Source organism: Planctomicrobium aquicomposti, assembly GCF_051466325.1.
In the GTDB taxonomy this organism is placed as follows: domain Bacteria; phylum Planctomycetota; class Planctomycetia; order Planctomycetales; family Planctomycetaceae; genus Planctomicrobium.
Genome location: NZ_CP195792.1, coordinates 3,458,186 through 3,482,835, shown reverse-complemented (window position 1 = coordinate 3,482,835; position 24,650 = coordinate 3,458,186). Strand labels below are relative to the sequence as shown.

20 protein-coding genes, 1 tRNA gene and 1 pseudogene are annotated in these 24,650 nt (G+C 58.3%); 8 read left to right on the top strand and 14 right to left on the bottom strand.

Translation table 11 applies throughout. The features are described 5' to 3' along the window. Positions 1–15: 15 nt before the first annotated feature. Complete coding sequence (locus tag SH664x_RS13420; protein ID WP_437201700.1) at positions 16–1,197, bottom strand: hypothetical protein; 1,182 nt, start codon at positions 1,195–1,197, stop codon at positions 16–18. A 249-nt stretch (positions 1,198–1,446) separates the two neighbouring features. Here SH664x_RS13420 and SH664x_RS13415 point away from each other — a divergent pair, with 249 nt between their 5' ends. The 3 genes and pseudogenes from SH664x_RS13415 to SH664x_RS13405 all read left to right on the top strand — a co-directional run. After that, a complete protein-coding gene (locus SH664x_RS13415; protein WP_437201698.1) occupies positions 1,447–3,255 on the top strand; it encodes a 30S ribosomal protein S1 in 1,809 nt (602 codons plus the stop codon). 405 nt (positions 3,256–3,660) lie between these two features. Then, entirely contained in the window at positions 3,661–3,918 is a 258-nt protein-coding gene (locus SH664x_RS13410; protein WP_437201696.1) for a transposase, read from the top strand. A 137-nt stretch (positions 3,919–4,055) separates the two neighbouring features. Next, positions 4,056–4,499: pseudogene (locus tag SH664x_RS13405) on the top strand (IS5 family transposase); the annotation flags it as partial. Positions 4,500–4,506: 7 nt separating this feature from the next. Here SH664x_RS13405 and SH664x_RS13400 read toward each other — a convergent pair. Next, positions 4,507–6,120, bottom strand: a complete 1,614-nt coding sequence (locus SH664x_RS13400; protein ID WP_437201694.1) for an ATP-binding protein — start codon at positions 6,118–6,120, stop codon at positions 4,507–4,509. A 201-nt stretch (positions 6,121–6,321) separates the two neighbouring features. Next, the gene (locus tag SH664x_RS13395) at positions 6,322–7,560 is read right to left on the bottom strand and encodes a C45 family autoproteolytic acyltransferase/hydolase (protein WP_437201692.1); all 1,239 of its coding nucleotides are present in this window, start codon (positions 7,558–7,560) and stop codon (positions 6,322–6,324) included. Between the two features lie 174 nt (positions 7,561–7,734). Here SH664x_RS13395 and SH664x_RS13390 point away from each other — a divergent pair, with 174 nt between their 5' ends. Continuing rightward, positions 7,735–9,819: an alpha/beta hydrolase family protein gene (locus tag SH664x_RS13390; RefSeq protein ID WP_437201690.1), complete on the top strand. Its 2,085-nt coding sequence runs from the start codon at positions 7,735–7,737 to the stop codon at positions 9,817–9,819. A gap of 357 nt (positions 9,820–10,176) precedes the next feature. Beyond that, positions 10,177–11,013 carry a sigma-70 family RNA polymerase sigma factor gene (locus tag SH664x_RS13385; RefSeq protein ID WP_437201689.1) on the top strand — a complete coding sequence of 279 codons (837 nt, stop codon included), beginning with the start codon at positions 10,177–10,179 and terminating at the stop codon, positions 11,011–11,013. Positions 11,014–11,135: 122 nt separating this feature from the next. On the opposite strand, the gene SH664x_RS13380 is transcribed toward SH664x_RS13385, so the two are convergent. The 3 genes from SH664x_RS13380 to SH664x_RS13370 all read right to left on the bottom strand — a co-directional run bounded on the left by SH664x_RS13380 (position 11,136) and on the right by SH664x_RS13370 (position 12,766). Beyond that, entirely contained in the window at positions 11,136–11,504 is a 369-nt protein-coding gene (locus SH664x_RS13380; RefSeq protein WP_437201687.1) for a hypothetical protein, read from the bottom strand. Between the two features lie 534 nt (positions 11,505–12,038). Continuing rightward, entirely contained in the window at positions 12,039–12,236 is a 198-nt protein-coding gene (locus tag SH664x_RS13375; protein WP_437201686.1) for a carbon storage regulator, read from the bottom strand. A gap of 457 nt (positions 12,237–12,693) precedes the next feature. Next, positions 12,694–12,766, bottom strand: a tRNA-Glu gene (locus SH664x_RS13370). Positions 12,767–12,938: 172 nt separating this feature from the next. Between SH664x_RS13370 and SH664x_RS13365 the strand changes: the two genes are divergently transcribed. After that, a complete protein-coding gene (locus SH664x_RS13365) occupies positions 12,939–14,621 on the top strand; it encodes a serine/threonine-protein kinase (protein WP_437201685.1) in 1,683 nt (560 codons plus the stop codon). Positions 14,622–14,645: 24 nt separating this feature from the next. Here the strand turns inward: SH664x_RS13365 and SH664x_RS13360 are convergent, their stop codons facing one another. From SH664x_RS13360 to SH664x_RS13350, 3 genes are all read right to left on the bottom strand, one after another. Beyond that, a complete protein-coding gene (locus SH664x_RS13360) occupies positions 14,646–15,506 on the bottom strand; it encodes a hypothetical protein (protein ID WP_437201684.1) in 861 nt (286 codons plus the stop codon). 453 nt (positions 15,507–15,959) lie between these two features. Continuing rightward, positions 15,960–16,352 (bottom strand): Hsp20/alpha crystallin family protein, encoded by a 393-nt coding sequence (locus SH664x_RS13355; protein ID WP_437201682.1) that lies wholly within the window; start codon positions 16,350–16,352, stop codon positions 15,960–15,962. A 78-nt stretch (positions 16,353–16,430) separates the two neighbouring features. Beyond that, complete coding sequence (locus SH664x_RS13350; protein ID WP_437201681.1) at positions 16,431–17,114, bottom strand: Hsp20/alpha crystallin family protein; 684 nt, start codon at positions 17,112–17,114, stop codon at positions 16,431–16,433. A gap of 249 nt (positions 17,115–17,363) precedes the next feature. On the opposite strand from SH664x_RS13350, the gene SH664x_RS13345 reads away from it, so the two are divergent. Continuing rightward, positions 17,364–18,650, top strand: a complete 1,287-nt coding sequence (locus tag SH664x_RS13345) for a hypothetical protein (protein ID WP_437201679.1) — start codon at positions 17,364–17,366, stop codon at positions 18,648–18,650. Between the two features lie 159 nt (positions 18,651–18,809). On the opposite strand, the gene panB is transcribed toward SH664x_RS13345, so the two are convergent. From panB to SH664x_RS13320, 5 genes are all read right to left on the bottom strand, one after another. After that, entirely contained in the window at positions 18,810–19,589 is a 780-nt protein-coding gene (gene panB, locus SH664x_RS13340; RefSeq protein WP_437201677.1) for a 3-methyl-2-oxobutanoate hydroxymethyltransferase, read from the bottom strand. A gap of 154 nt (positions 19,590–19,743) precedes the next feature. After that, positions 19,744–20,742 carry an NADPH:quinone reductase gene (locus SH664x_RS13335; RefSeq protein WP_437201675.1) on the bottom strand — a complete coding sequence of 333 codons (999 nt, stop codon included), beginning with the start codon at positions 20,740–20,742 and terminating at the stop codon, positions 19,744–19,746. 114 nt (positions 20,743–20,856) lie between these two features. Continuing rightward, positions 20,857–21,003 carry a hypothetical protein gene (locus SH664x_RS13330; protein WP_437201673.1) on the bottom strand — a complete coding sequence of 49 codons (147 nt, stop codon included), beginning with the start codon at positions 21,001–21,003 and terminating at the stop codon, positions 20,857–20,859. Between the two features lie 334 nt (positions 21,004–21,337). Beyond that, entirely contained in the window at positions 21,338–22,786 is a 1,449-nt protein-coding gene (locus SH664x_RS13325; RefSeq protein ID WP_437201672.1) for a 3-deoxy-D-manno-octulosonic acid transferase, read from the bottom strand. A gap of 81 nt (positions 22,787–22,867) precedes the next feature. Then, positions 22,868–23,209 (bottom strand): hypothetical protein, encoded by a 342-nt coding sequence (locus tag SH664x_RS13320; protein WP_437201670.1) that lies wholly within the window; start codon positions 23,207–23,209, stop codon positions 22,868–22,870. 336 nt (positions 23,210–23,545) lie between these two features. Between SH664x_RS13320 and floA the strand changes: the two genes are divergently transcribed. Further along, a complete protein-coding gene (gene floA / locus SH664x_RS13315) occupies positions 23,546–24,487 on the top strand; it encodes a flotillin-like protein FloA (protein WP_437207228.1) in 942 nt (313 codons plus the stop codon). Positions 24,488–24,650 lie beyond the last annotated feature (163 nt).

The following is a 24,650-nucleotide window of genomic DNA, read 5'->3' as shown; positions in this document are numbered from 1 at the left end:
TCGCGATGCAGGACCTTAACTGACGACTTCGGCTGAGCTGCTGGTGTGGCACTGCATTAAAGCCGCGGTAAAGCCGACCAGTTGATCCTGCTCGCGCCGCAGCTTCAGCAGCACATCCGGTCTTCCCGCTTTCACGCAGAGTTCATCCAGTGAAATATTCACATCTTCGCCAAGATTCGCGAGGTATTTCGTAGCCACGTCGATTGCTTCATGCAGTTGTTCGCTGCGGACCAGCAGGTCCACCAGGACATAGGCGAGGATCGGCTGGTCCCGTTCATCCGGCTCGGCCTGCAGCTGCTCGCGAAAATACTTTAGCCCTGCCTCGCGATGCTGGTTCAACAGCACACCAAAGTAATGGCGGTGCGCCAGATAAAAGTTCTGGAACGGCGGGTCGCCATCATACTGCAGTGAGCGGTCGAGCTGTGCTCCGTACTGGGCCAGCTGTCGTGCCAGCTGCAGCTCTTCGGCAGGGACTTCGATCGACCGTGCAAACCGCACGACCGAACTCAGGTGCGAGACATCGATGTGATAATTGGTTCCTTCAAAGATCCATTCCCGACCGCGGATCAGGTCCTCCAGCGGAAGATCCGGCTCCAGCAGAGGGAGCCGCTGCTCCAGGTGGCGTCGAACGGTTCCTCGCAAGTCCTCGTAAAGATGCCGGACCATCAGCTTGGCACAATTGGAACGCTGTTGCGGCGTCAGCTGCGGAAACAGCTGGTCGAGCGCGGTGATCGTACTGCAGGTGCCGTGGCTGTTGAGCATCAGTTTGACCCCCTTCTCAGGATGCACTCCCTGATGCAGGGCAATGCCCAGAATACGCTCCAGACGATCGTAGTCGTCGATGGAATCAGGGAGCTGGTCGATCGCAGCGGCAATTTTTTCCGGTTCGCGGATCGCCTGCAGGTACATCCAGGCACTGGAAAAGTCCCCTTCGCGGAGGAATTCGTCGGCCACTTCCCGCGCGGCGAGCAGGTAAGAGTGTTCGATCGACTTGCGGTGTTCGGCGGGGACATCCTGCAGGGAAGAGGGCCGGGAGAGGGGCAGGCTCAAGTCTTTCTTCGCCTGTAACATTTTGGCGTCAAACAGGTTGTGCCATTCCCTGCGTTGCCGCAGCCGCTGGAAGAGCTGCTCGAATGCGGAGTCGATCCCCTGCTCTTTCAGTGCGGATTCGATTGCGTTGAAGTCTTCTGCACCCATCGTGAGCGCGCTCCCTGTCGACCTGAAACTGTTTCCCGATCCCTTGACGCAGCCATACATTATTGCAGAACCCGCTGGCATCGACAGCATGGACTGTGATAATGTGCGGGATTCACCCAAGCGAGCCTTCGTCGGGAGAGTCGGCCAGTGGCCGGCTCGCGAGGGGTCGTCGTTTTTTCATTCAGCAGTCGGGCGTCCTGCGTCGGGGCGGCCCGTGGCGAGATTTCGCCGGATTGGAACAAGGTTCTTATGGTTAATCGTAATCTCATTCGCGAATTCCAGGTTGATGATGCCGAGCTCGATGCCGCACTGGGCGGCGAGATCGGAGACTGGATCAATCGCGAAGACGACAGCATGGACCGCGTTTACGAACGCACTTCAAGTCCATTCGATGTCAATCAGCTGGTGCAGGGCAAGGTGCTGAGCATCGATGGTGACGAAGTTCTCGTCGACATCGGCTACAAGAGCGAAGGGATGGTTTCGCTCAACGAGTGGGCCGAAGACGAAGAAAAACCCAAGGTCGGCGACACGATTGAAGTGTTGCTCGAAGAGATCGAAGATGACTTCGGTCTCGTGCTGCTGTCGAAGCGGAAGGCAGATCGCCAGAAAGACTGGGACTGGGTCATCAGCAAGCATGGCGAAGGCGATACCATCAAAGGGATGGTCGTCCGCAAAATCAAGGGGGGCCTGCTGGTCAATATCGGCGAGTCGGTCTCTTCCTCCGGCCAGCGCGGCGTGAACGTGTTTCTCCCCGCCAGCCAGGTCGACGTCCGTCGTCCGGCCGACATTGGCGAATTTGTCGGTCATGAAATCGAGTGCATGATTCTCAAGATCGACGATGCCCGCAAGAACATTGTGGTCTCCCGCCGCCGCCTGATCGAAGAACAGCGTGCCGAACTCAAGCGCAAGCTGATGTCCGAAATTCAGGAAGGCCAGCTCCGCAAGGGGGTCGTCAAGAACATCGCCGACTTCGGTGCGTTCGTCGACCTGGGCGGCATCGACGGCCTGCTGCATATCACTGATATGAGCTGGGGCCGCATCAATCATCCGTCCGAGATGGTCAAGATCGACGACGAGATCGAAGTCATGATCCTCAACGTGGATCGCGACAAGGAAAAGATCGCGCTCGGCCTCAAGCAGAAGCTGGCCAGCCCGTGGGAAAACGTGGCCGAGAAGTATCCGGTCGGATCCCGCGTCAAGGGCGAAGTGGTCAACGTCATGACCTACGGTGCCTTCGTGAAGCTGGAAGACGGCATCGAAGGTCTGGTGCACATCAGCGAAATGTCCTGGACCCGCCGCCTCAATCACCCCAGCGAAATGGTGGCGATCGGCGACGAAGTGGAAGTGGTGGTGCTCAACATCAACACCGACAAGCAGGAAGTTTCGCTGGGCATGAAGCAGACCCAGCCGAACCCCTGGGACAATGTCTCGGACAAATATCCGGTCGGCAAGAGCGTCAAGGGGACCGTTCGCAACCTCACCAACTATGGTGCCTTCATCGAACTCGAAGAAGGGGTCGACGGCCTGCTGCACGTCAGCGATATGTCTTGGACCCGCAAGATCTCCCACGCGAGCGAAATGCTCAAGAAGGGGGACGAGATCGAGTGCGTCGTGGTTTCGGTCGACGAAGAGCGGAAGCGCATCGCCCTGGGCCTCAAGCAGCTTGACGAAGATCCGTGGGAAACCCGCATCCCGCAGCAGTTCCAGCCCGGCTCCGTGGTCAAGGGGAAGGTCACCAAGATCACGAACTTCGGTGTGTTCGTCGAACTGGAAGACCAGCTCGAAGGCCTGCTGCACGTGTCAGAACTGACAGGTGGCGATACTTCCAAGAATCCGGAAGACATTGTGAAGGTCGGCGACGAGATCGATGTCAAGATTCTGCGAGTCGATACCGGCGAGCGGAAGATCGGTCTGAGCATGAAGTTGGATGCTGAAGTCGAGCAGGATGATGCCGGCAGCAGCAGCGGCAGCGAATCGTCAGCACCTCGTGAGCTGAAGGGCGGCATGGGCGGCAGCAGCGGTCCGCTGTTCTCCATGAACCCCAAGGGTGACGAGTAATTCGCAGTGCTGCGGAATCTGATTCCGCTGAGATGAGACGAAAGCCTCCGGTGAAAACCGGGGGCTTTTTTATGTTCGGACTACATGGCGTAGGATTCGTTACATTTCAGTGGCCAATCATGAATGGGTAAGTGAGGAAGAACTATGTAAGCATTGCTGCAATGCGGTGGAGCCAACCTACGATTTCACCATCAGGATCACGGGCTGCGATTCTTTCCGCAGTCATTTTCGGAAACGCGTACGTGGCTAACTTCTTCTTGCAGGTGTTCACTTTCCATCCATTTTTAGCTCGGATTAATTCGGGCACATCGTCCGAGTCGTTAAATGAGCCAGTTTCACAACCTTTAGATTACTGAACAGGATTGGCAAGGGATGTGCTTATGAGCATGGTGAAAGGAGACACTCATGCTCATTACCCTGCCTTCGTGGCCGACACCCCGTCGGCCCAACAAGACAGGGTCCAGGACGGCCCCGAAGCCCTTTCTCTCTGATGCACAATGGTTTCTGATCGCGGATCTGTTTCCTGATCTTCCGGTGGGCCCCCGTGGAGGACGCCCTTGGCGATCTTCTCGTGAGTGCTTGGAAGGCGTTCTGTGGGTACTGATTACAGGGGCCCGTTGGAAAGATTTACCAGAACGATACCCCTCACCAGTCACCTGTTGACGACGCCATCGTGACTGGACTCGAAACGGGGTCTTTCGTGCAGCCTGGGATCGATTGCTCAGCAAGCTGCTACAGCGACGTGGCATCGACTGGGAAGAAGCGATCGGTGATGGCTCGTTTTCACGGGCAAAAAAAGGGGTGACGACGTGGGACGTTGTCATCGTGGCAACGGAACCCGCATCCTCCTCCTGACTGATGGACGAGGCATTCCACTCTCGGCATATACCCCCTCTGCCAATTACAGCGAGGTGACCACGATCCAAACATTGATTGATCAATGCCCTCCACACGGCAAGCCGCGTCGCCTGCTGTACGATAAAGCTGCCGATGCCGACTGGTTGAGGGAACATCTTCTGTCCCGTGGCATCGAACTGATCTGCCCGCACCGAGACAAACGAACCAAGCCTCGACTGCAGGACGGTCGAGCATTGCGGCGATACGAACGCCGATACCGAATTGAGCGCACTTTCAGTTGGCTGCAGAACTGCCGCCGATTGATCACTCGCTGGGAATACTACGCCGAACTGTTCGAAGGCTTCGTTCACTTAGCCTGCCTGTACACCATCATCAAAGGGTTGTGAAACTACCTCATGTGACCGAACAGCCTATACCCTCGAAGATGGCATCCGGATGAAGATAGTTCTCGATCTCGCGTTTTTTTGTATGAATGCCCCAAGATCCATCTGTTCTTGTGTTGACCTGTTGAATTGCGCCTCCGTAGGCAGCTACGTCACTGTCGTAGATATGAATTTCTGGGCGGTTTAGTCCGCGAAGGTACTGTTGGTTCACCCAGTGCATCAAGGTGCCCCCACCTAGTACAAGGAAAGCGATGCGTGGGTCGCGGGAAAGATCTAACAGGGTTCTGTCTGAAATATGTAATGCATGGCTAAGGCACTTGAGTGCATCAACGTCCGTTGGACCTTCAACGCAAAGTAGCACTTTTACTCGGTTGTCAGGAACTACTCCAAGCGATTCGACGATTAGTTTCAGTGCCTCCTCGCTTACTTCTCGTACATGGCGACGGCCACTTGGCTCACGGTCGACAAACCGAAAGCAATCAATGGGGAGGTACGACGCAAATCCGGGGCTATGAGTGCTAATGAGGACTTGGCAGTTGGGTTCAGCGGCAAGCTGATTAAATGAACTTAGTAAGATCCTCTGGTAGTTCGGATGTTGAGCTGTCTCGGGTTCTTCGATCGCGTAGATAATGCTTCGGCTTGCACCCTCTGCTAACCTGCGCTCGGCTTCGGCGCGGAAGAAGCTTACGAGAATTAGGCGACGAACACCACTGCCGCGCTTGTTGACGGGTATTCCATCTTCACAATTAAGAGCCAGTGAAAAGAGCCCTGCCCATTTTGGGTCAGCCTTGAACTCAGGCGTAAGTTCACTCGCCAGAGTGGCGTCCAGTTTCGACAGAGTCTTGTGGGTGCGTTCAGCAAGGGCGACGGCCTTACTTCGGACAGCATCCACTACTTCGGAGAGTTTCTGAGCAATATCTGGTTCGGCAAGTGCTGTAGCCACTGCCAGCTTCATTGGATCTTGGACTTCAACATCTGAGTCACGACTCGTGCGATCACTCTGGAAGAGTGCGAATAATGGTAAATGGGAGGAGAGCTTCTCCCAAATCTGCTTTCCGTCTTCTTTTGCGACGGGAACTTCAGCAAAAGTGAGCTTTAGGTCAGGGCAGTGTTCCCAAATCGCTTTTCGCATTGCTGGATTACTATTGCGGTTAACTTCTTCCGTGGGAACGCGGAGTTTTGCCATTCTCTCGCGGAGTTGAGTTTGTGTGAGGCCTAGTAGGTCATTGTATTTTTCCTCGCTAGGGTGATTGGCGCATACGAAGACTTCTTCTTTGGGCTTCCCGCTGGTGCATCGCCATCGCTTCTTGATGGAAAGTAGGCCATTTAGAGTGAGGAGATGTTCATCTTGCAGCGTCGTTTCAGCTTGCGCGTCTAGTACAAGCTTTTCGGGAATGTCGGAGAACTCGCATGTTACCTCAATGAATGCTTCGTTCGCGTGAACGTGCTTATCGTCACTCTCAATTTTTACTGTTCCGTTGTTGAAGTACACCTCCATTGCCTCGAGGATCGAAGACTTTCCGACGTCATTCTTGCCAATGATGGCTGTGAGATCTCCTATGCCGATGCGAGTCTCTTCGTGAAAAGCTCGGAAATTCTTGAGTGTAATGGATTCGAGTTTCATTTGCCCTTTGCCCAGTTTGTGTCGTTCTGCTTCAATAGCGCTATGACACGCCAAGTTGCAGGTCTAAGGAAATACTGCCCGATTCAATGGTAACTATTACACTCTAGTAGTGTATCCATCTCAAGTCTTTTACTGCATCTTCGATAGGATGCGACCTCCTGCTGAAAGTGTGGTGGGTCTCCGTGTCTAATCCGTTGGCTCTCATTTCGAAGCCGCAGCCACTTCCGGGCCGGGGAGTACCGGGCTGTTGGGATCAGGGCGGCGGCTCAGCAATTCCGTCAGCTGGAACGCAGCGTACGGCTGCTCGGCAGCGGGCTTGCCATCGGGGCTGGCATGGGCCACCCAGAATCGCGTCGAGAGTGGCTCGAACAGAACATTGTGCAGATTGCTCTTCATCGCCACGCCGCTGTCCATCAGTCGCAAGGCAGACTCTGCCGTGAACTTTCCATGCCCCGCCTGGACCCGCCGCACCAGTTCGTTGTAACGGTCTCCCACGGAGAGGAGTGAGCAGTCGACGACCGGCGTCGGCAGTCGGGCTTCCGCTTCTCCCGGCTGGATCAGCTGCAGGACGTTCCACGACGCTTCCATGCCGACCGCACGGTTGTTCTTGCCGTCTGCCAGCACATAGAAGTATTCGCAGGTCCGTGGGGAATTCCGGAAGACATCAATCGCCTCATCGAGGTTGTTGGCCCGGCTGAGTGCTTCCCGGACGAGGAAGGCCATCGGCACTCCTTCCCAGTGGCCCAGTCCGCGGCCCCCCATTTCTCCAATCGAAACATGCTGCGCATTCATGCCGGTGACCGAGCCGATGAACCCGGCGTAAGAAATGTTGACGAATGGAATCTTCCCCTCCGGTTCGCAGACCATCACCACCGCATGTTCCTGCAGCCCCCAGTCCACGGCATAATCCAGAACGCGGCCATGCAGCAGCTGTCCGTTGGCGGTTGCGGAGTTCATGAGGGCGAAACCGCTGCAGTGGAACAGCTCAGGAAGAAAATTCCCGAAACGACAATCGCTGAGCGGCATGCCGGAGCCGTCCGCCAGACCCTGTAACTCTTCGTGAAAATGCTCGGGGACGTAAGGTTTCTGGATTTCCTGAATAACTGCGACCGCAGCGGTGGGACGAAGCACCAGCGGCCCGAGAGGAAGTGTCTTCTTCTCGTCCATGACCTTGCGGATATTGGTGATGTTGGAGGTGGCGTGATCTTTCAGGAGGCTGCCGTGCTGATATCCCATTTCATAGGGAGTCCCCTTCAGGTGGAGGACGAGTGATCCATCAATCTCTTCCAGCCAGCCCTCACCGCAGCGGGCGATGGTGCGAGTCTCTGCGGAGGCCAGAGCGGGAACTGCCAGCAGAATCCACAGGCACCACAGCAGTTGATAACGTCGATTGAGCAGCATGATGACTCCCCATTTGATTTCTGCGGAAGTGGTGGACATCCCTCGGGTGAGGGTGAATGAATTTAGCAAAGTTCGCGACCTGCTGGCGACAGCATTGCTCGATGACTCGTGGATTGTGCACAATCCACCGATCTGCTTTTGGCGTGTCTGCCTGAGTTCAGAGAAACCGGCATTCAGGCAGGGGCTGCGACTCTTCGACCGGTGGGGTATTTTATGATCTCGACGGATGTGCTGACTCGCCGACAGTTGTTGCAGTTCTCGGGAGCTGCGGTTTTGGCGTCTCCCCTGGCCTGGTTGCCCACCGGTCTGGCTGCACAGCCTGGTGACTCGGCGAAATCACCTTCTCCGCTGAAACCACTGAATCATTTTCCCCGCATGGTTCAGGAGTATTTTGTTGATCGCGTGCGGGAGATTCGGGGGCGAGCGAATGCCGAATTTGACAGCCTGAAAACAAAAGGGGATGCGGAAGATTACATTGCCCGGGTTCGACAGAAGATCGCCGACTGCTTCGGTCCGCTGCCGGAGAAAACGCCGTTGAATCCCCGAGTGACACGGGTTTTGAAGCGGGACGGCTATCAGGTAGAGAACGTGCTCTTCGAAAGCCGTCCCGATTTTATGGTCACGGCAAATCTCTATCTCCCCACCGATCGGCCGGGGCCGTTTCCCGGAGTGGTGGGCTCCTGCGGACATTCGGGTGTCGGCAAGGCAGATTCGCAATACCAGTCGTTCGCGCAGGGACTAGCCAGGCTCGGCTACGCCTGCCTGTTGTTTGATCCGATCGGACAGGGAGAGCGGCTGCAATACAAGCATGTTCAGCCTTCGGTCTCCGCTGGTGTCAGCGAACATGTGCTGTGTGGCAACCAGCAGTTTCTCGTGGGCGAATATTTCGGCACCTGGCGGGCGTGGGACGGAATTCGCGCGCTCGATTACCTGTTGTCGCGTCCCGAGGTCGATCCCCGGCATGTGGGTGTGACGGGTAATTCCGGGGGCGGAACCATGACCACCTGGCTCTGCGGTCTCGATCGCCGCTGGACGATGGCTGCCCCGAATTGCTTCGTGACGACTTTCCTGCACAATCTGGAAAACGAACTGCCGGCTGATACCGAGCAGTGTCCTCCCGGAGTTCTGGCGCATGGGCTGGACCATTCCGATTTTCTGGCTGCGATGGCCCCGGCACCGGTGATTCTGCTGGCTGAAGAAAAAGACTTCTTTGATCCGCGGGGGACAGTGACCGCTTTCAATCGTCTGAAGCGGCTCTATGCCTTGCTCGGGGCGGAGGAGAACGTCCAGCTTTACATCGGCCCGGAAGGACACGGGTATTGGCGGGGTGGACGCGAAGCGATGTACCAGTGGTTCAACCGGGCGACACAGGTCTCGCAAGCGACTCAGGAGCCGGAGCTGGTTCTGGAGAAACCCGAGGATCTGTACTGCTCTCCCAGCGGTCAGGTGGCAGACATGGGGTCGCGGTCGGTCTTCTCTTTCACGCGACAGAAGTCACGTGAACTCGCTGCGCAGCGGGGGGAGCTTTCCCCTGCGGCATTGGCAACGACTCTCGTGGACGTGTTGAAGATTCCGGAATGGAAGGGTGTGCCTTATTACCGGATTCTTCGGGCCAACTCAGGTCGGAGGCATCCCGGGAAGTACACGAATACGTACGCGGTTGAGACTGAGCCGGGAATCCAGGCGCTGGTCTACTGGGTCACGGATGACCCGACGCGCGGGAGCCCGACCCGGACGAAAGCGCCGGCGATTCTCTACATTTCCCACCATTCCAGCGATGTTGAGCTGCGGGAGGAGAAACTCATTGCCGAAGTGACCGCCGCCGCACCGGGGGCCGTGCTTTATACGTGTGACGTCCGCGGGATCGGCGAGTCGCAGCCGGACACGTGTGGTTCAGACGCGTTTCTGAAGCCCTACGGCAGTGATTTCTTTTACGCAACCCATTCAATCATGCTCGGTCAACCCTATGCAGGACAGAAGACCTACGACATTCTGCGGGTCATCGACTGGCTGAAGAGCTTCGATCACGAGAGTGTGCATCTGGTGGCACTCGGCTGGGGGACGATTCCGGCGACGTTTGCAGCGGTGCTGTCGCCGGATGTCACCGCAGTGACTCTGAAGAGGGGGCTGAATTCGTATCGGTCGTTGGCCGAGTCCGAACGGTATCAGTGGCCGCTGTCGACTTTTGTCAACGGGGTGCTGACCCGCTTCGATCTGCCGGACTGCTACCGGGTGCTGGAGTCGAAATCGCTCCGGCAGATTGAGCCACAGGGGGCATCAATCGCTGTGATCGATTGAATCGGAATCGTCGTTATCACTTGCGCTATCCGGGGGCGGCTCGCCCCTTGTCTTCGTCGCGCGGACCTCTATATTCGGATTGATCGTGCGCGGGGCACCGATCAACGCCTGTCTTAACCGTCACAACGGTTACAGCCGTTCGTATCCGTCGAGTCCATATTCTGCACCTTTTCCCGATCATCCCAGCTTTCATTCAGTCTTTCCTTGCCACTTGGCCGAACTGGCTGTCGACCTATAGCGGCACTTCCTGCCGATCCGATAACAGACCACAGACGTTCAAGGACGGGACGGAGACCGGGGAACTGGAACGACTCCTGCCGCTCCCCGCTACAGCATTCGGCATACCCTGAAAATACAATGCACAAGATCACCCGTCGTCGTACGTCGTCGGTTCAGAATCCGCTCGAAACCTATTTGCGCGAGATTAATGAAACCGCTCTGCTGACGGCAGAAGATGAGCGCGAGCTGTCCAACCGCATAGCGGATGGGGATATGCATGCGCGTGATCGGATGGTGCGCGCGAATTTGAGGCTCGTGGTCAACATTGCCCGGGGCTACGCCAACAAGGGGTTGCCTCTGCAGGATCTGATTGAAGAGGGAAATCTCGGGTTGCTGCGGGCTGTTGAGGGATTCGACCCCGACATGAACACCCGCTTCAGCACCTATGCCAGCTACTGGATCAAGCAGTCGATCAAGCGGGCGCTCATCAATTCCGCCAAGACAATCCGCGTTCCTGCGTATATGGTGGAACTGCTCTCCAAATGGCGGCGGGCCAATGCCAAGCTGTCGGACGAATTGGGGCGAACTCCCTCCGCCGACGAAATCGCGCGGGAGCTCGAACTCCCTTCCAAGAAGCTGAAAATCGTCAAAAAGGCGATTCAGCTCTACAACACCACTCCCCAGCCTGAGGAGTCAGACGGCAGCGGTTCGCTGGGCGAACTGATTGCCGATGAACGTCTGCTCGGTCCGGAAGATGAGCTGATCAACACCGACAACCTCACGCATGTCGAGCGGATGCTCAAGGACATGGATGAGCGTGAAGCGACCATTCTGAAGATGCGGTTTGGTTTGAACGATGGCGAGCCTCAAACGCTGAAAGAAATTGGCGAAGCGCTGGGACTGACCCGTGAACGTGTCCGTCAGATTGAATCCGAGGCACTGAAAAAATTGAACAAAGGGCTGCTCGGCGACTGAGAGGCTGCGGGGATCGCAGCTGCTTCGAGCCGCTCCGGCAGACCGGTGATCACCGGAACTGCCGACTGAATCACGGACGTCACCTTCCCAGCGCTCCCGGACATGGACCCCGGGAGCGTTTTTTATTTGGTGGTCTCAGGGAGGCGGCTGACAAGGATCGGGCCGTCGTCAGGCAACTGGCAGTGTGCGGCGATGAGCGGGGCTGCCGATCCTGTCGGAATGGGAACCGTCCGTAGGACAGCTGCAGAAGCTGAATACAGGATCTGGACATTCATGACTGTCAGGACCAGCAGGGCGACGATTGTTATCAGGGTCGCTTTGCTGGAAAGAATCGGCTTGGGGGGCAGAAAAATCTGGATGACTGCTGCGGCGATCACCAGCAGGTTGAGGAAAGTCAGTGCGGGAAGAATTCCGAACAGTTCAAACGGGTTGAAAGTGACACAGGCGGGAGGGGCTGCGAGATTGGCACCGGCCAGCAGGAAGACGGTCACCGTCCAGATCTTCTGCGTAGGCCGTTGCCGCCGGGTGCCGCGACTCCCGGAGTCTGCGGTCGCTGGTGATGCGGATTGGTGTTGACGGACTGACCTGCTGGGGGGCGAGTTGGGATTCATGTTGAGGAGGGCGTTGGTTCTTCTGTGAGATCACGGAAAAAACGTCGCTTTCCTCGCAGCTCTACGGGTAGAAGTTGCTCTCTCCAACCTCCGCGCAACCAGCATTTTGGAGAGTTCCTGACATCCGCGTGGAATGGACCGGGTAATCGACAGTCGAAATGCTTTCGTGACTGGAGGCCCGCCCGGTTCCAGGATGTGGAGCGCCGGAGTGACGAGCCGATGCCGGTCAAAAAGCGGGTTGCACAGCAGCCGTCGCGCGCTGACTGCACCGTGGTTGTTCGACGCCCGACAGGCCCCCTCAAACGAGTTGGGGAACGCTGGCGAAAAACAACCACTCCTTAGGTCGCGCAGCAGCGTGTGCCGACCGGCGATTATTCGTCTGCCCTGCCCGTCTGCCCGGTCGGACCGCCGCCGCTACTGTTCAGCAGCGACTTTAGCGACGACCTTGGACGACTCCCCTTCGGGTTGGCAGAGCTCATCGCGCACAATGTTCATATTGCGCGGAGCATCAATGCCCAGTCGCACCGTGTTGGGGCCGATGCGGACCACGGTCACGGCGATATTTTCACCGATCAGGATGCGTTCGCCTGGCTTTCTCGAAAGGACCAGCATGACCGAGGTCTCCTTCCTTTGAACCCGCGCCGTTCCGGCCTCCTACCGGCGACTGGCGCCATCAATTCGAATATGACGTCAGAAGGATACCAACCGTCAAGGTCATCGTCCACAGCGCAATCGGCTCTGTACGCATTTTCATAGTGAACAGCATCTGGAGCGTGCCTCTTTATTGGGCAGCCTGTTTTTTGGGCAGCTTCTGGCGAGAGATTCCTTGGCTGGATGCAGAGCTTCAAGGAGAGCTGGTGGTGCCGGCAATCCTGTCTCGGGGTGCGTGGGCAGCCCGTCCGAGGCGAGAATCGTTATACGGTCCGTGCAAGAGGCCGACCCCGATCTCGGGTGGGGGCGGAAGGAAGAGGGACCCAATTATGGGCCGTTTGTGGATGAGAGCGGCCGAGCGTCGGCGCACAAAAAAAGGACGGCACTCACGTTTCTGTGAATGCCGTCCTTGAGGCAGTGACCCCAGGGGGATTCGAACCCCCGTACTTGGACTGAAAATCCAATGTCCTGGGCCTCTAGACGATGGGGCCAGCGAGGCAATACGGTATCGGCTCAACCGACAATGTCAAGGTAGTGTATTGTCTCCTTTTTGGAGGAATTTGGAACCCGCATTCTTCCCGGAATTTTTGGCGTAACCTGAACTCTCCCCCCCCCCCACCTGGCGTGGCGTGGGCTGTGACTGATGTGGCAGAAGGCTGAATCTTGGACGTAACAGGTGACGACGACCGGCTGATGGCGATACTCGACTCGCTGACCGAACGGGTCCGGCTGGGGGAGGAAATTTCCCTGGAGCGGGCGATTCGGGAGTATCCGGAGCAGGAACAGGAGCTCCGGGAACTCTGGGGGACGGTTCTGTTCGCGGAGAACTTTGCCAACTCCACCCGCGAGGCTCCCGCGTCGATGATCCCCCCGGCACTGCCCGCTTCGCCGGCGGGGGGACGGTTCGCATCCAGTCTGTTCGATGATTACGAACTTGTGGAGGAATTGGGCCGGGGTGGGATGGGGGTCGTCTTTCGGGCGCGGCAGCGGTCGCTGAACCGGTGGGTGGCCATCAAAATGCTGCTGCTGGGGGAGGCGGCATCGCAGGCGAACCTGCAGAGATTTCGGAGTGAGGCGGAGGCAGCTGCCCGACTCGACCACCCGCATATTGTCACCGTCTATGAAGTCGGGTCAGTGCAGGGGTTGCCCTTTTTTACCATGCCACTCATCGAGGGAACGACGCTGGCCCGCAGAATCGCCGAGGGGCCCTTGCCGGACCGCGAGGCGGCTCGACTGATGTTGCCGGTCTGCCGGGCCGTGGCTGCGGCCCACGCCAAAGGGGTGTTGCATCGGGACCTCAAGCCCTCGAACATTCTGGTCGACGAATCAGGACGGCCGTTTGTTTCTGACTTCGGGCTGGCAAAGCAGTTTCCGCTGCAGGCTGAACACGGGAAGCACTCTCCCTCGATTACAGAGACAGGGGCCATACTTGGCACTCCCGGCTACATGGCTCCGGAGCAGGCGGCCGGTCGGGGTGAGGTGGGAACCGCCGCGGACATTTACGGCCTGGGAGCGGTGCTGTACGCCTGTGTGACCGGACGGCCTCCGTTTCAGGCGGCAAATCCGGTGGATGCCCTCCTGCTAATTCGGGAGCAGGATCCTCCGCTGCCGAGGCTGCTGAATCCGGGGATCGATCCCGACCTGGAAATGATCATCCTGAAGGCGACTCAAAAGCCGCCGGACCTGCGGTATGCCTCTGCGGATGCACTCGCCGATGATCTGGAAGCCTACGTGAGGAACGAGCCGGTCTCGGCGCGCTCATCGCAATTCAGTCAGGTTCTGAGTCGTGCGTTCCGCCCCACGCATCATTTCAGTGTGCTCGAGAACTGGGGGCTGCTGTGGATGTGGCACGGTCTGGTGATTTTTCTGCTCTGTCTCTTCACCGACGGTCTGCAGCGGAGCGGAGTGACGTCGCGCTCTCCCTATGTGGTGCTGTGGACGGTCGGGCTGGGAACGTGGGGGCTGATCTTCTGGAACCTGCGTCACCGTTCCGGCCCGGTCACTTTCGTCGAGCGGCAGATTGCCCACGTCTGGGCGGCGAGCATGGCCTCCTCGACAGCCCTGTTCGGGATCGAGGCGCTGCTGGGATTGCCCGTGCTGACTCTCTCTCCCGTGCTGGCGTTGCTCGCGGCCTCGGTCTTTATCGTGAAAGCCGGAATTCTGTCGGGGGAGTTCTACTTGCACGCCACTCTGCTGCTGCTGACCAGCCTGCTGATGGCGTTTTTTGTCCACGAGGCTCTGCTGATTTTCGGGTTTGTGGTCAGCAGCGTCTTTATTGTGTCGGGCTGGAGATTTCACCGCCTCCGTCGCCAGCGCAGTAAGCGGGGAGCCGAACACGGTGCGTAGTGGACGGTGGCGACGGCTTCGGTGTCAGGGGGAAGGTTGACCGGCCGGAGCACCGAAGTCGCTGAATCGGGGCTCTTCTGCGGAGTTGTCGGTCTGGCTGGGGAGCGATGCAGAACTCCGCAGGTGCAGATCGTGGAGGAGGAATTTTGTCATCTCCTCCAGCCCTTGGCGGGTGGCAAAGCCCTCACTGCTCCAGGAGGGCTTTGCGGCACGCTCCCAGTGTGACCAATGATCAACGACCAGCGCTCCCGCCTCAAGCATGGCGGCCCGCAGCGCCTCGAGCCGAATCAGCTGGTCGACAGGCAGGGAGTCGGTGAGCCCATCGATTTGCGGCGGGAGGTTCACAATCACCAGCGCCCCGCGAGACCTGGCCTGTCGGACCAGCTGGTGGCACTGTTCTTCGAACTCGATGAGGCTTTCGGCGCTCTGCTGAAGTTCCTGGGGGCTGCAGATCAGAAACAGGATGTCGACATCGAAGCGGCCGATGCGACGCTCATAATCAAGGGCGATGTCGCGAATCGTGGCTCCCGGAGTGGTGGTGTTCGCAATCGTGTGGTGGACTCCCGGAATCGCCTGGCGCAACTGGCGGGCGAAAACGGAAACCAGTGAAAGCGGGACTGCTGCTTTCTGATGGGGGGAGCCGAGTGAGTCGCCCGTAAAGACCCAGATTGGATTGCGGAGTCGCCTCAGTTTCCGGGTCAGCTCAGAATCGGGGCGATTGTCGGAGGTCAGGTGCGGCTCGGCGGACGTCGGCAGTTTGGGCGCAGCGTGTGGCTGTGTCGATGACTCTGCTTCTTCGGGCGGGGGAGAGTAATGAGACAGCGCGATCAGCATCCGCCGACGGCGGGCGTCGCGTGCAGAGTGAGCGCTGTGGCGGCCAACCATAAGGACATCCGTGAGGGGGCAATTGCAGTCAGAAGCGTCGCTCTTGCCAGTGTGTGCCTGCTGTCGTCTCAAGTTGCCAAACAGTCAGTGCAGTGGAAAGAGACGTTCTGGTGATTGGTTGAGATTGTCTCGACATCCTTGTGGGGGCATTCTGATTTTGAATTTGCCCGTACTCGCCCCGTTCGAGTGGTGACCCTGTTGTGGGGAAATTCTCTCTCTCGGCGACGCTGCCTAGAACAAGCTCCTGGCAAACGTCCGATCCCAGCAGCCAACCGATCGGGCGGACTGTTCGGGGTGTGCGGGTTTCCCCGATGACAGCAGACTGCGAAGATGCAATAACTGGAGGGGATCTCCTATTAAGGCTTGCAAAACCGCCAGCGTCAAGCGAAACACCCCGCCGAGGGTCTCCCGGCGGGGTGGAGGGTGGGATTGAATGACCTGAGTTGAGGCAGGTTACGACCCGCGGACTTCAATGGTGGATTTCCGGGCCTGCTGTGCCTTGGGGAATTTGAGTGTCAGGACGCCGTTGGTGACTTCAGCATCGATGCCGTTTCGGTCGACTTCATCGGAAAGCTGGAAGCTCCGCTCATACGAGCGAGGTCCCGACTGTCCGGAGAGAAGTCTGTAACCTTCTGGAGAGGAACGGTTTACGGTTCCTTTGACGGTGAGAATGTTCCGTTCCAGGGAGACGTCGATGCTGTCGGGGGTGGCTCCCGGCATGTCGAGATACATGACGAAATCTCCGTCGTTCTCCAGCAAGTCGACCGCCGGTCGAACGCGAGTGGGGCGGACTTGCGGCGTCTGATTCTTGTCGGTGCAATCGGGTGTGGTTGCGGAATTGGACATGTGGTTTCTCCTGTGAGAACTCAAACCTTGCGGGTTGAGGAGTGATCGAAATTCAGGGGTCAGTGAAAAGTTCCGGGATCAGTTCTCTGTGCCGCGGACCGGCAGCCTGCGGGGCTGATCTTCCGCTGGCTGGCGTACGGTGATTCGCAGAATTCCTTGTTGGTAAACAACTTCTGTTAATTCAGGCTGTACCTGAAAAGGAAGGTGAAATTCCGCGCCCGAGGCGGGGCTTTTGCGTTCCCGAATGCGGAAATGCAGGTCCGAGTCGGCCGGATAATGTCCACGGGTCACTTCAACGGAAATCTTGTTGCGCTCGGCCTGAACTGTGAAATCCTCGAGCTGTTGCCCGGGGAGTTCGAGTTCGATAACCACACCATCCTCCTTGGCCCAGAGTTGTGCAGGAAGCGCCGAAGCGGCCGGCTTCAGCCATTGATCGTGGAAGAATTCCGACACTGTCGGGAACTGGTTGAGCAGGTGGTGAATGCGATTGGCAGTCATCATGGATTTGTCTCCTTCTCTTGTTCTGGCCACTTTGGCGTGATTTGTGGGTCCAGATTGGCAATGCCAGTTCTTTTTGCACGTTGCGTGCCAGTTGGTTCTGAGACGATTTTTGTGTTGTAAATTATTTTGAATAAGTTGTTTGTGGAATTGTAGTCTCTGTGGTGCTCGGCTGTGTGTGTCATAATGGCTTTTTGGTGTTGTTTTGAGTGCTGCCGAAATGGCGTTGAGTGTTGGGTTGGGGAAGATGCGCAGGTCGATCACGAGGTGACAGCAAATCCGATTTCAGCGGGCGAATCACCGAATTCCTCGACCGACATCCGGGAGCAGGCAACGTGCTCCATCGCCCCCTGTCGATCTTGCTCCCCGACAGAGCACGGAAGCTCTCTTCCGTGAGCAGGTTGCTTTGTCCGGTCCCCGCGCAGCTGGTGTTTCGTGAGGAAATGCAGCTTCCGTGTGGCGAGAGCGGGTCAATCAAAAGTCAAAATGCTCTAGAAATCACACCGGCAGGATATGACGGCTCAATTTGCAGGCGCTCGCAATGCCGACGACAGACGACGTCGGCGACTCGTTCAGGAATCCGGAAATTCCCATTCTCCCGTCGTCGAATCAGAGGCAGGCTTTTCCCCTGCAGACTCTCCGGAAACGAGGTCTCCGGCAGTTGTCCTGAAAGACGAGAGCGTCATTCCACGCGCCGGCTGGAAACTGGCAGTCGCCATTGTGCTTTGTCTCTCCGCCTGGGGGGGGATCGTGTGGGCCGGCGTCTCCAATCTGTTCCGCGAGCAGGGATTGCAGCATCTCTCTTCCCTTCGGGACGGGAAGTTCATCCACTATTTCAGCACGGTGGCATTGATCGTCTCGGCTGAACTCTGTTTTCTGATTCTGTGGTACCGCGCCCGGAGTAGAAAAGACTTCATGGGACGCTATCGGATCTGGGGCTGGGCCGGTCTCTTCTGGGGAGTGGTCAGCTTTGCGCAGGCGACTGAGATTCATGTGCCGCTGGCGCAAATGGCGTTCGCCCGCTGGCCGGTGCAGTGCTACCGTCCCGAGACCTTGTATTGGCTCGTCCCCTTTGCGACCTGCTTTCTGGCCATGCACCGGGTTCTGGCAACCGAGATGCGGCAGTCCTCACTCAGCGAGACCTGCTGGAACCTGATGCTCCTGCTCGGGGTCGGCTTTCTCAGTCTGCAGCTGGGAGCTGAGAATTCCCTACCCATTGAGTTTCGCGAGCCGGTGATCGCCGGAGTGACGACGCTGTTTCATCTCTCGATTACCGTCGCGCTGTTGGTGCATGCCCGTTATGTGGTCCATGTCTCGAACGAGGTTGGCCCCCGCAAATCGTCGCTGCCGATTCGGCTCTATCGCCGGCTGAAGAATGTTCTCTTCGGGAAGAAGCGGGTGGATGAGTCGGCCGCTGCGGCTCCGGCGAAAACGTCCCGCAAGGCCAAGGCCGCCGATGTCAAAACGGACACTGCCGAGGAAGCGAGCGAAACTCCTCCCGCCAAGGCGAAGCCGGTTCCGGCCCGGGCCGTCGCAGAAGAAGATGCCACTGCGGTGGAAGCAGAGACAACCGCCCGCAGCGAGAAGAAGCGGGTGTTGGGGCAGAGCGTTCGGGTCGATCCCCCGCAGGCCAAAACCCCTGCTCCTCATGCCTCACCCGTGGAGAAGCCGAAGGCCGAGAAACGCCCAGCCAAACCGTCGTTTGATGACTTTGACGATGAAGATTTCGACGATGACATTCCATTGAATCGTCGTGAACGCAAACGCCTCAAGAAGCTGCAGCGATCGGAAGACTACTGATCGATCGCAGTTCACGCGGCGGAGAGATTCAGGGGAGCCATTGAGCGGGCTCCCCTGCGTTTTTGGGCAGGCGGTCCTGATCCGCTCGTCCCCGCCTCAGGATTTCTTCCATTGCGCGACTCCACGGGACGCGAGCGGGACGTGTGGCGTCCGTCGTCGCTAGGAATGGCTGTGTTCCGGACCGGGAAACCGGCCGGCACGGACGTCGTCGATATAGCTCCGGGTGGCGTCAATGGCCTGAGTCCGCAGGTCGACGTACTTCTTCATGAACTTGGGGCTGAAGCCCGAAAGACCGAACATGTCAGGCGTGACGAGCACCTGACCGTCGCAATCAGGACCGGCACCAATGCCGATTGTTGGGATGGAAACGGCTTCTGTGATCGCCTTCGCCGTGGCCTGGGGAATCAGTTCCAGGACGATTCCAAACGCCCCCGCCTGCTCTGCTGCCTGGGCATCGGCCAGCAGCTCTTCCTGGTTCCGTTGCACCGCAGACATGCGGCCCAATCTCCGGACCGATTGCGGTCGCATCCCGACATGGGCCATGACCGGAATGTCGCAATTGGCGATTCGTTCGATGGTGCGGGCCTGATGGACACCCCCCTCCAGCTTGACAGCAGAGGCACCGGTTTCTTTCAGAATCCGGCCTGCATTGCGAATCGCCTGCTTTGAGCTTTCGTGATAGGTCATGAAAGGCAGGTCGACGATGACCAGTGCTTTCTTGACCGTGCGGGCGACAATCTCACCATGATAAATCACCTGCTCGAGCGTGACCGGCAATGTCGTGTCGTGTCCCTGCACGACCATTCCCATTGAATCTCCCACCAGCACGGAGTCGATTCCGGCCTCGTCAACGATGGAAGCCCAGATGCAGTCATAGGCGGTCAGCATGGACAGCTTCCGCCCCTGCATCTTGGCCTTCATAAATTCCGGAACAGTCATGGGGCACTTCAGGCGATCAGGGATTGGATGCGTTTCCCTCAGTCGGGACAGCCGGTTTTTCCTGGAAGGTCCACCTGCTGCCGCCTTGCGAGGCGAGCTGCATCGATAATCAAAGTCTCAACTCGAGAGAAATCAACCGCTCAGCGAGCGGGGCTTACGGTAGGACGATAATCTTGCCGGTCAGGCGGCCTTGCTGCTGCAGAGTGCTTTCTTCCTGCAGCCGATGAGCGGCGGCCGCTTCGCTGAGCGGGAACCGGGCACCGATCAGCGGCTTCCAGTCTCCCCCCTCAAACCACGCGTTCATCTCCTCGGCGCAGTGCCGCTGTTCTTCCGCCGAGGCATTGAACATTGCAAACCCGATCAGCTTCAGGTCGTTTGTATAAAACTGCCCCAACGGAAATTGTGGCTGTGCCTGCCGACCGGCCATCACGATGATCCGGCCCCGCTTCTTCAGGAAGGAGATTGTTCTGGGGAGATTTGGTTCGCGCTGGGTTTCCCACCAGAAATCCAGACCGCCGTGGTTTTTCAGGACGGCCCGCAGGTCATCGTCCAGCGTCGGGGATTTGTAATCAAAGACGAAATCGGCACCAAGTTCCTGGCAGAGTTGCCGCTTCTCCTCGCTGCCGGCGGTGGCGATCACTTTCGCTCCGGCAGCCTTGGCGAACTGAATCACCATCGAGCCGACCCCGCCCGTCCCCCCGTTGATAAAGAGCCATTCCCCTGACTTCAGGCCCCCGTGCAGGAACAACCCGAGGTGTGCGGTGATTCCGGTCAGAGCACCGGCGGCCGCCTGTTCATCGGTCATGGCGGCGGGCGTTGGGTACACCCAGGCTTCATCCGGGGCGATGAACTCGGCGAGGGTTCCTTGCCGACCTTGCAGCCCCTGATTGCTTCCCCAGACCCGATCGCCGGGGCGAAAGCGGGTCACTTCCGGCCCGACCTGCTCCACGACACCGGCGAAATCACAGCCGGGCACATAAGGAAATGTGATCGGCGCCGGGATCATCCCCGAGCGAATATACGTATCAATCGGATTGACGCTCGCCGCCTTGATTCTGACCAGCACCTGCCGGGGGCCGACCTCAGGTGTCGGAATCTCGCCAGATTTCAAGACGTCGGGCGGGCCCTGTTCCTGAATGAAGGCCGCTTTCATGAGCTGGAATCCTGCAACGGAATGACGGGAGTGTGATTCCGCTCGATTCTAGACCCTTTTCATAAAACATCTAGGCGCCCCGCAGGCACGTAGGGAGTGCAAGTGGACCCTGCCCTAGAAATCGCAACCACGCACGAACAGCAGAATGATCACGATGGGAATCGGGAGACCGACGAGCCAGCCGAGCAAGGCGTACTTGATTTTTCCGGCGCGGCTCAGCTGGGCGGGAGTCTGTTCCTCGGTGTGAAATTCACGGTGCATGGCAGCGTCCTTGTTCGTCGATGGTGAGGTTGCTGTCACCAAGGGAACCGTTCAATTGCCTCCTGTTTGATTCACGCTGACGGATCGCTCCCCGCGGGGGTGAAAATCCTCTCAGGCGTTGGCCAACAGGAGTTGCAATCGTTCGATTCAAAATCCTGCTTCAGCAGGAATGGGCAGCGTGAGGCCCCAGAAGCAACTCCCGGACCACAGCCGCAAACGGGACAGATTTCAGGATTTCTCCTGAGTTTGATCGAGTGGGGAACCGGTTCGGAGTTGGGCAGTCGAGCGAACTGGTAGCTGGACGAACAGCGGGTTGCCCGCATGGCTGATCTGTTCAGGCAGCCAGCCGGCCGCTCTGTCCCGGCTGTTGCGGCAACAGCTCCAGAAGCATGGCGACCGTCCTGTCGGTGGCCCCCTGCTGTTCGAGAATCAGTTGCTGTGCGGTTTGTCCGAGCTGCCGGGCAGCCGTCGGATTGCTGAGCATGGAGCGGACAAATTCGGTGAGCTCCGCAGGTGTCTTGACCCGGCAGACCGCCTCTCTCTCCAGCAGGAGTTCGACAATCTGTCGGAAGTTCCAGGTGTTCGGCCCGAAGCAGACGGCGGAACCGTAGGCGGCCGGCTCCAGCAGATTCTGCCCTCCCCGGTCGGTAAAACTCCCCCCGACAAACGCCACATCCGCCAGCGCCCAGCAGGCTCCCAGTTCGCCGACGGTATCCAGCAGGCCGACAGGAGGGAGTCCCGACTGCGTCGGACCGGGCGTTGTGACGGAAGGATTTCGTGAGAGCTGTGACCGTCGCAGGCAGCGGTGCCCGGCCTGTTCGACCAGCTGTTCGATTTCTGGCCCTCGTTCGGGGTGACGTGGAACAAGGATCAGTCGTAGCTGCGGGAATTGTCGCCGCAGTTCCTGATAGGTCTCAAGAGCATACTGTTCTTCGGGGTGCTGCGTGCTCCCGGCGATGAAGACAGGCGCGTCCTCTTCCAGCTGGAGCCAGTGCTTCAGTTCCGTGGCTTTGGGTTGCTGACGATTCGTCTGGACGCCGTCAAACTTGATGGAGCCGGTGACGACCGTCTTTCGCGGGGGCGCTCCGAGCTGCAGAAAACGCTCCTGATACTCGTCCGTCTGCACTGCGATCAGGGAAAAGCGGTTCAGCAGACGGGAGACAAGGGGGCGAATCCAGCGATAACCGCGAAAGCTGCGGGCACTCAGTCGGCCATTGACCAGGGTCAGGGGAATTTGGCGACGTGCTGCCTCGCGAATGAAATTCGGCCAGAGTTCCAGTTCGACCAGTGCAATCAGGTCGGGCTGGATGCGGTCGAGCGCTGCGCGGACGCTCCAGGTGAAATCGAGAGGAAAGTAGATGACGTGGCAGTCGGTCAATTTGTCGACCGCGACGGCGTAACCGGTTTCTGTTGTCGTCGAGACGACGACCTGCAGGTCAGCCGAACGGGCTTTCAGTTTTCCGATCACCTGCCGTAACTGGAGAACCTCGCCGACACTGACGGCGTGCAGCCAGATCCGGGCTCCCGAATAAGGAGGAGGAACTGGGACCTGCCCCCACAGTTTCTGCGACCAGCCCTGTTTGTATTTTCCGGTGCGCAGCCGCTTCCACAGCACCGCGGGGGACCAGAGGATCGCCACGATGAGGTAACAGAGATTGAGCAGAAATCCAGCCACGATCATCCCTGACAGTCTGGTGCGGGATTCAGCAGAATAGAGGGAATCTCCAGAGGCGCACAGGTCGGATTCCGGGTCGCGCCACTTCAGCGTGATCGTCAAGTCCACGAAAACAGTGGATTCCCCGCCAGCACGCTGGTGGGACCTGTTGCAAAGCTTCCGCGAGGAACAGTTTGCAGTCGTGTCCGACTATTTCGGCGTGTTCTGCTCGGTTGGCTGCAGCACCAGATGATTGAGCACGCGGTCGATTCCGGTGGCCCGCGCCACCAGCCGATCGAATCGGGGTTTGGGGCCGGGCGGGACTTTGACCACGCCAGTCAGGCAGATTCCGTCCGGCAGGCGATGGACACGCAGCGAGGAAAACTGGAAATCCGGCAACGCGAGCAACGCACGCTGGATGTCCATTTCCAGAGCATGTGCTGCCTGATGACTGCTGCCGTACCAGCCGCTTTCGGCATCGGCCGGAACCGGGTCATAAATTGCCGTATGACCGTCTTCCGCCGTCCATGTGTCAGTTGCAGAATTCGACATGGGACTCCCTTCGTCCGGGGAAGCGTGGATGAGGAACTCATGTGGTGCATCGACAGCGTCCCCGAGTCTAGCGACTCCGTTGTAGAATCAAGGACGATTTCCGGTGCTGAACAGGTTTTTAATCAAAAAGAGTCGATGTGTCGTGTGCGATGAAATTTCCGAGATCCCGCTTTTTGCATTGGCAGACGGCAGGGGTTTCGCTGTGGAAATTGCAATTCGCATCGGGGATCTTACAATCCGATCAGCACTTGACGTCAACCCGAATTCAGCGAAGGAGATACGTCCTTGAACGCCATTGCGGGAGTCCACGTTCCGCTGCTTGCCGCAGCCGAACAGATGAATTTCCTCCACATCGTTCTGCTGGTGTGCGGGTTCATGCTGCTGGTTCTGGGGTTGGTGATGATCTTCCTGTTCGGGAAGTACTTCAACCTCTGGCTGCGCGCGTTCATGTCCGATGCGAAGATCGGGCCGCTGAAGATCATTTCGATGGTGCTGCGGAAGGTGAACCCGGAATTGATCGTCGATGCCAAGGTGGCGGCGGTGCAATCGGGAATCGCGAATATCACCAATGAAGATCTGGAGTCTCACTACCTCGCGGGCGGGAATGTGATGCGCGTGGTCCGGGCACTGATTGCGGCACATCGCGCACGGATCGATCTGAACTGGGACACCGCTTCCGCTATCGACCTCGCAGGCCGGGATGTCGATGAAGCCGTCCGGACCAGCGTGAATACCAAGGTGATTGACTGTCCGGATACCCGGCATGGGCGGATGACACTGGACGGCGTCGCCAAAGATGGGATCCAGCTGCAGGCCCGGGCCCGCGTGACCGTCCGCACCAATATCGGCCAGCTGATTGGCGGGGCGACGGAGGAAACCATCATCGCCCGCGTGGGTGAAGGGATCGTTTCCGCGATCGGAGCGTCGACCTCGCACAAGCATGTGCTGGCGAATCCCATGCTGATCTCCGATGCGGTGCTCAAGAAGAGTCTGGATTCGCAGACGGCATACGAGATCGTTTCGATCGACATCGCGGATATCAAGGTGGGAACCAACGTCGGGGCCCGCATCCAGGCGGATCAAGCCGAAGCGGACATGCGGGTCGCCCGCGCGAAGTCGGAGCAGCGTCGCGCGGAAGCGGTCGCTGTGGAACAGGAAATGCAAGCCCGGACACAGGAGAACCGGGCGAAAGTGGTGCTGGCGGAAGCAGAAATTCCCCGTGCAATGGCCTCAGCCTTCCAGTCCGGAGTGCTGAGGGTTGAACACAATGGAAAATGATTTCCGATTTTGTCAGCATAGAGGAGTCAACGTTCCTGCAGGCTGAGCGGCAGATTCTGCAGGTTATCACGGTCGCACACCGCAAAAAAATGTTGGGCAAGCAGGAGGCAAGCCCGGTTCGATGAAGAACAGCAGGAGTTCAGATCGTTGATGAACACTGCGC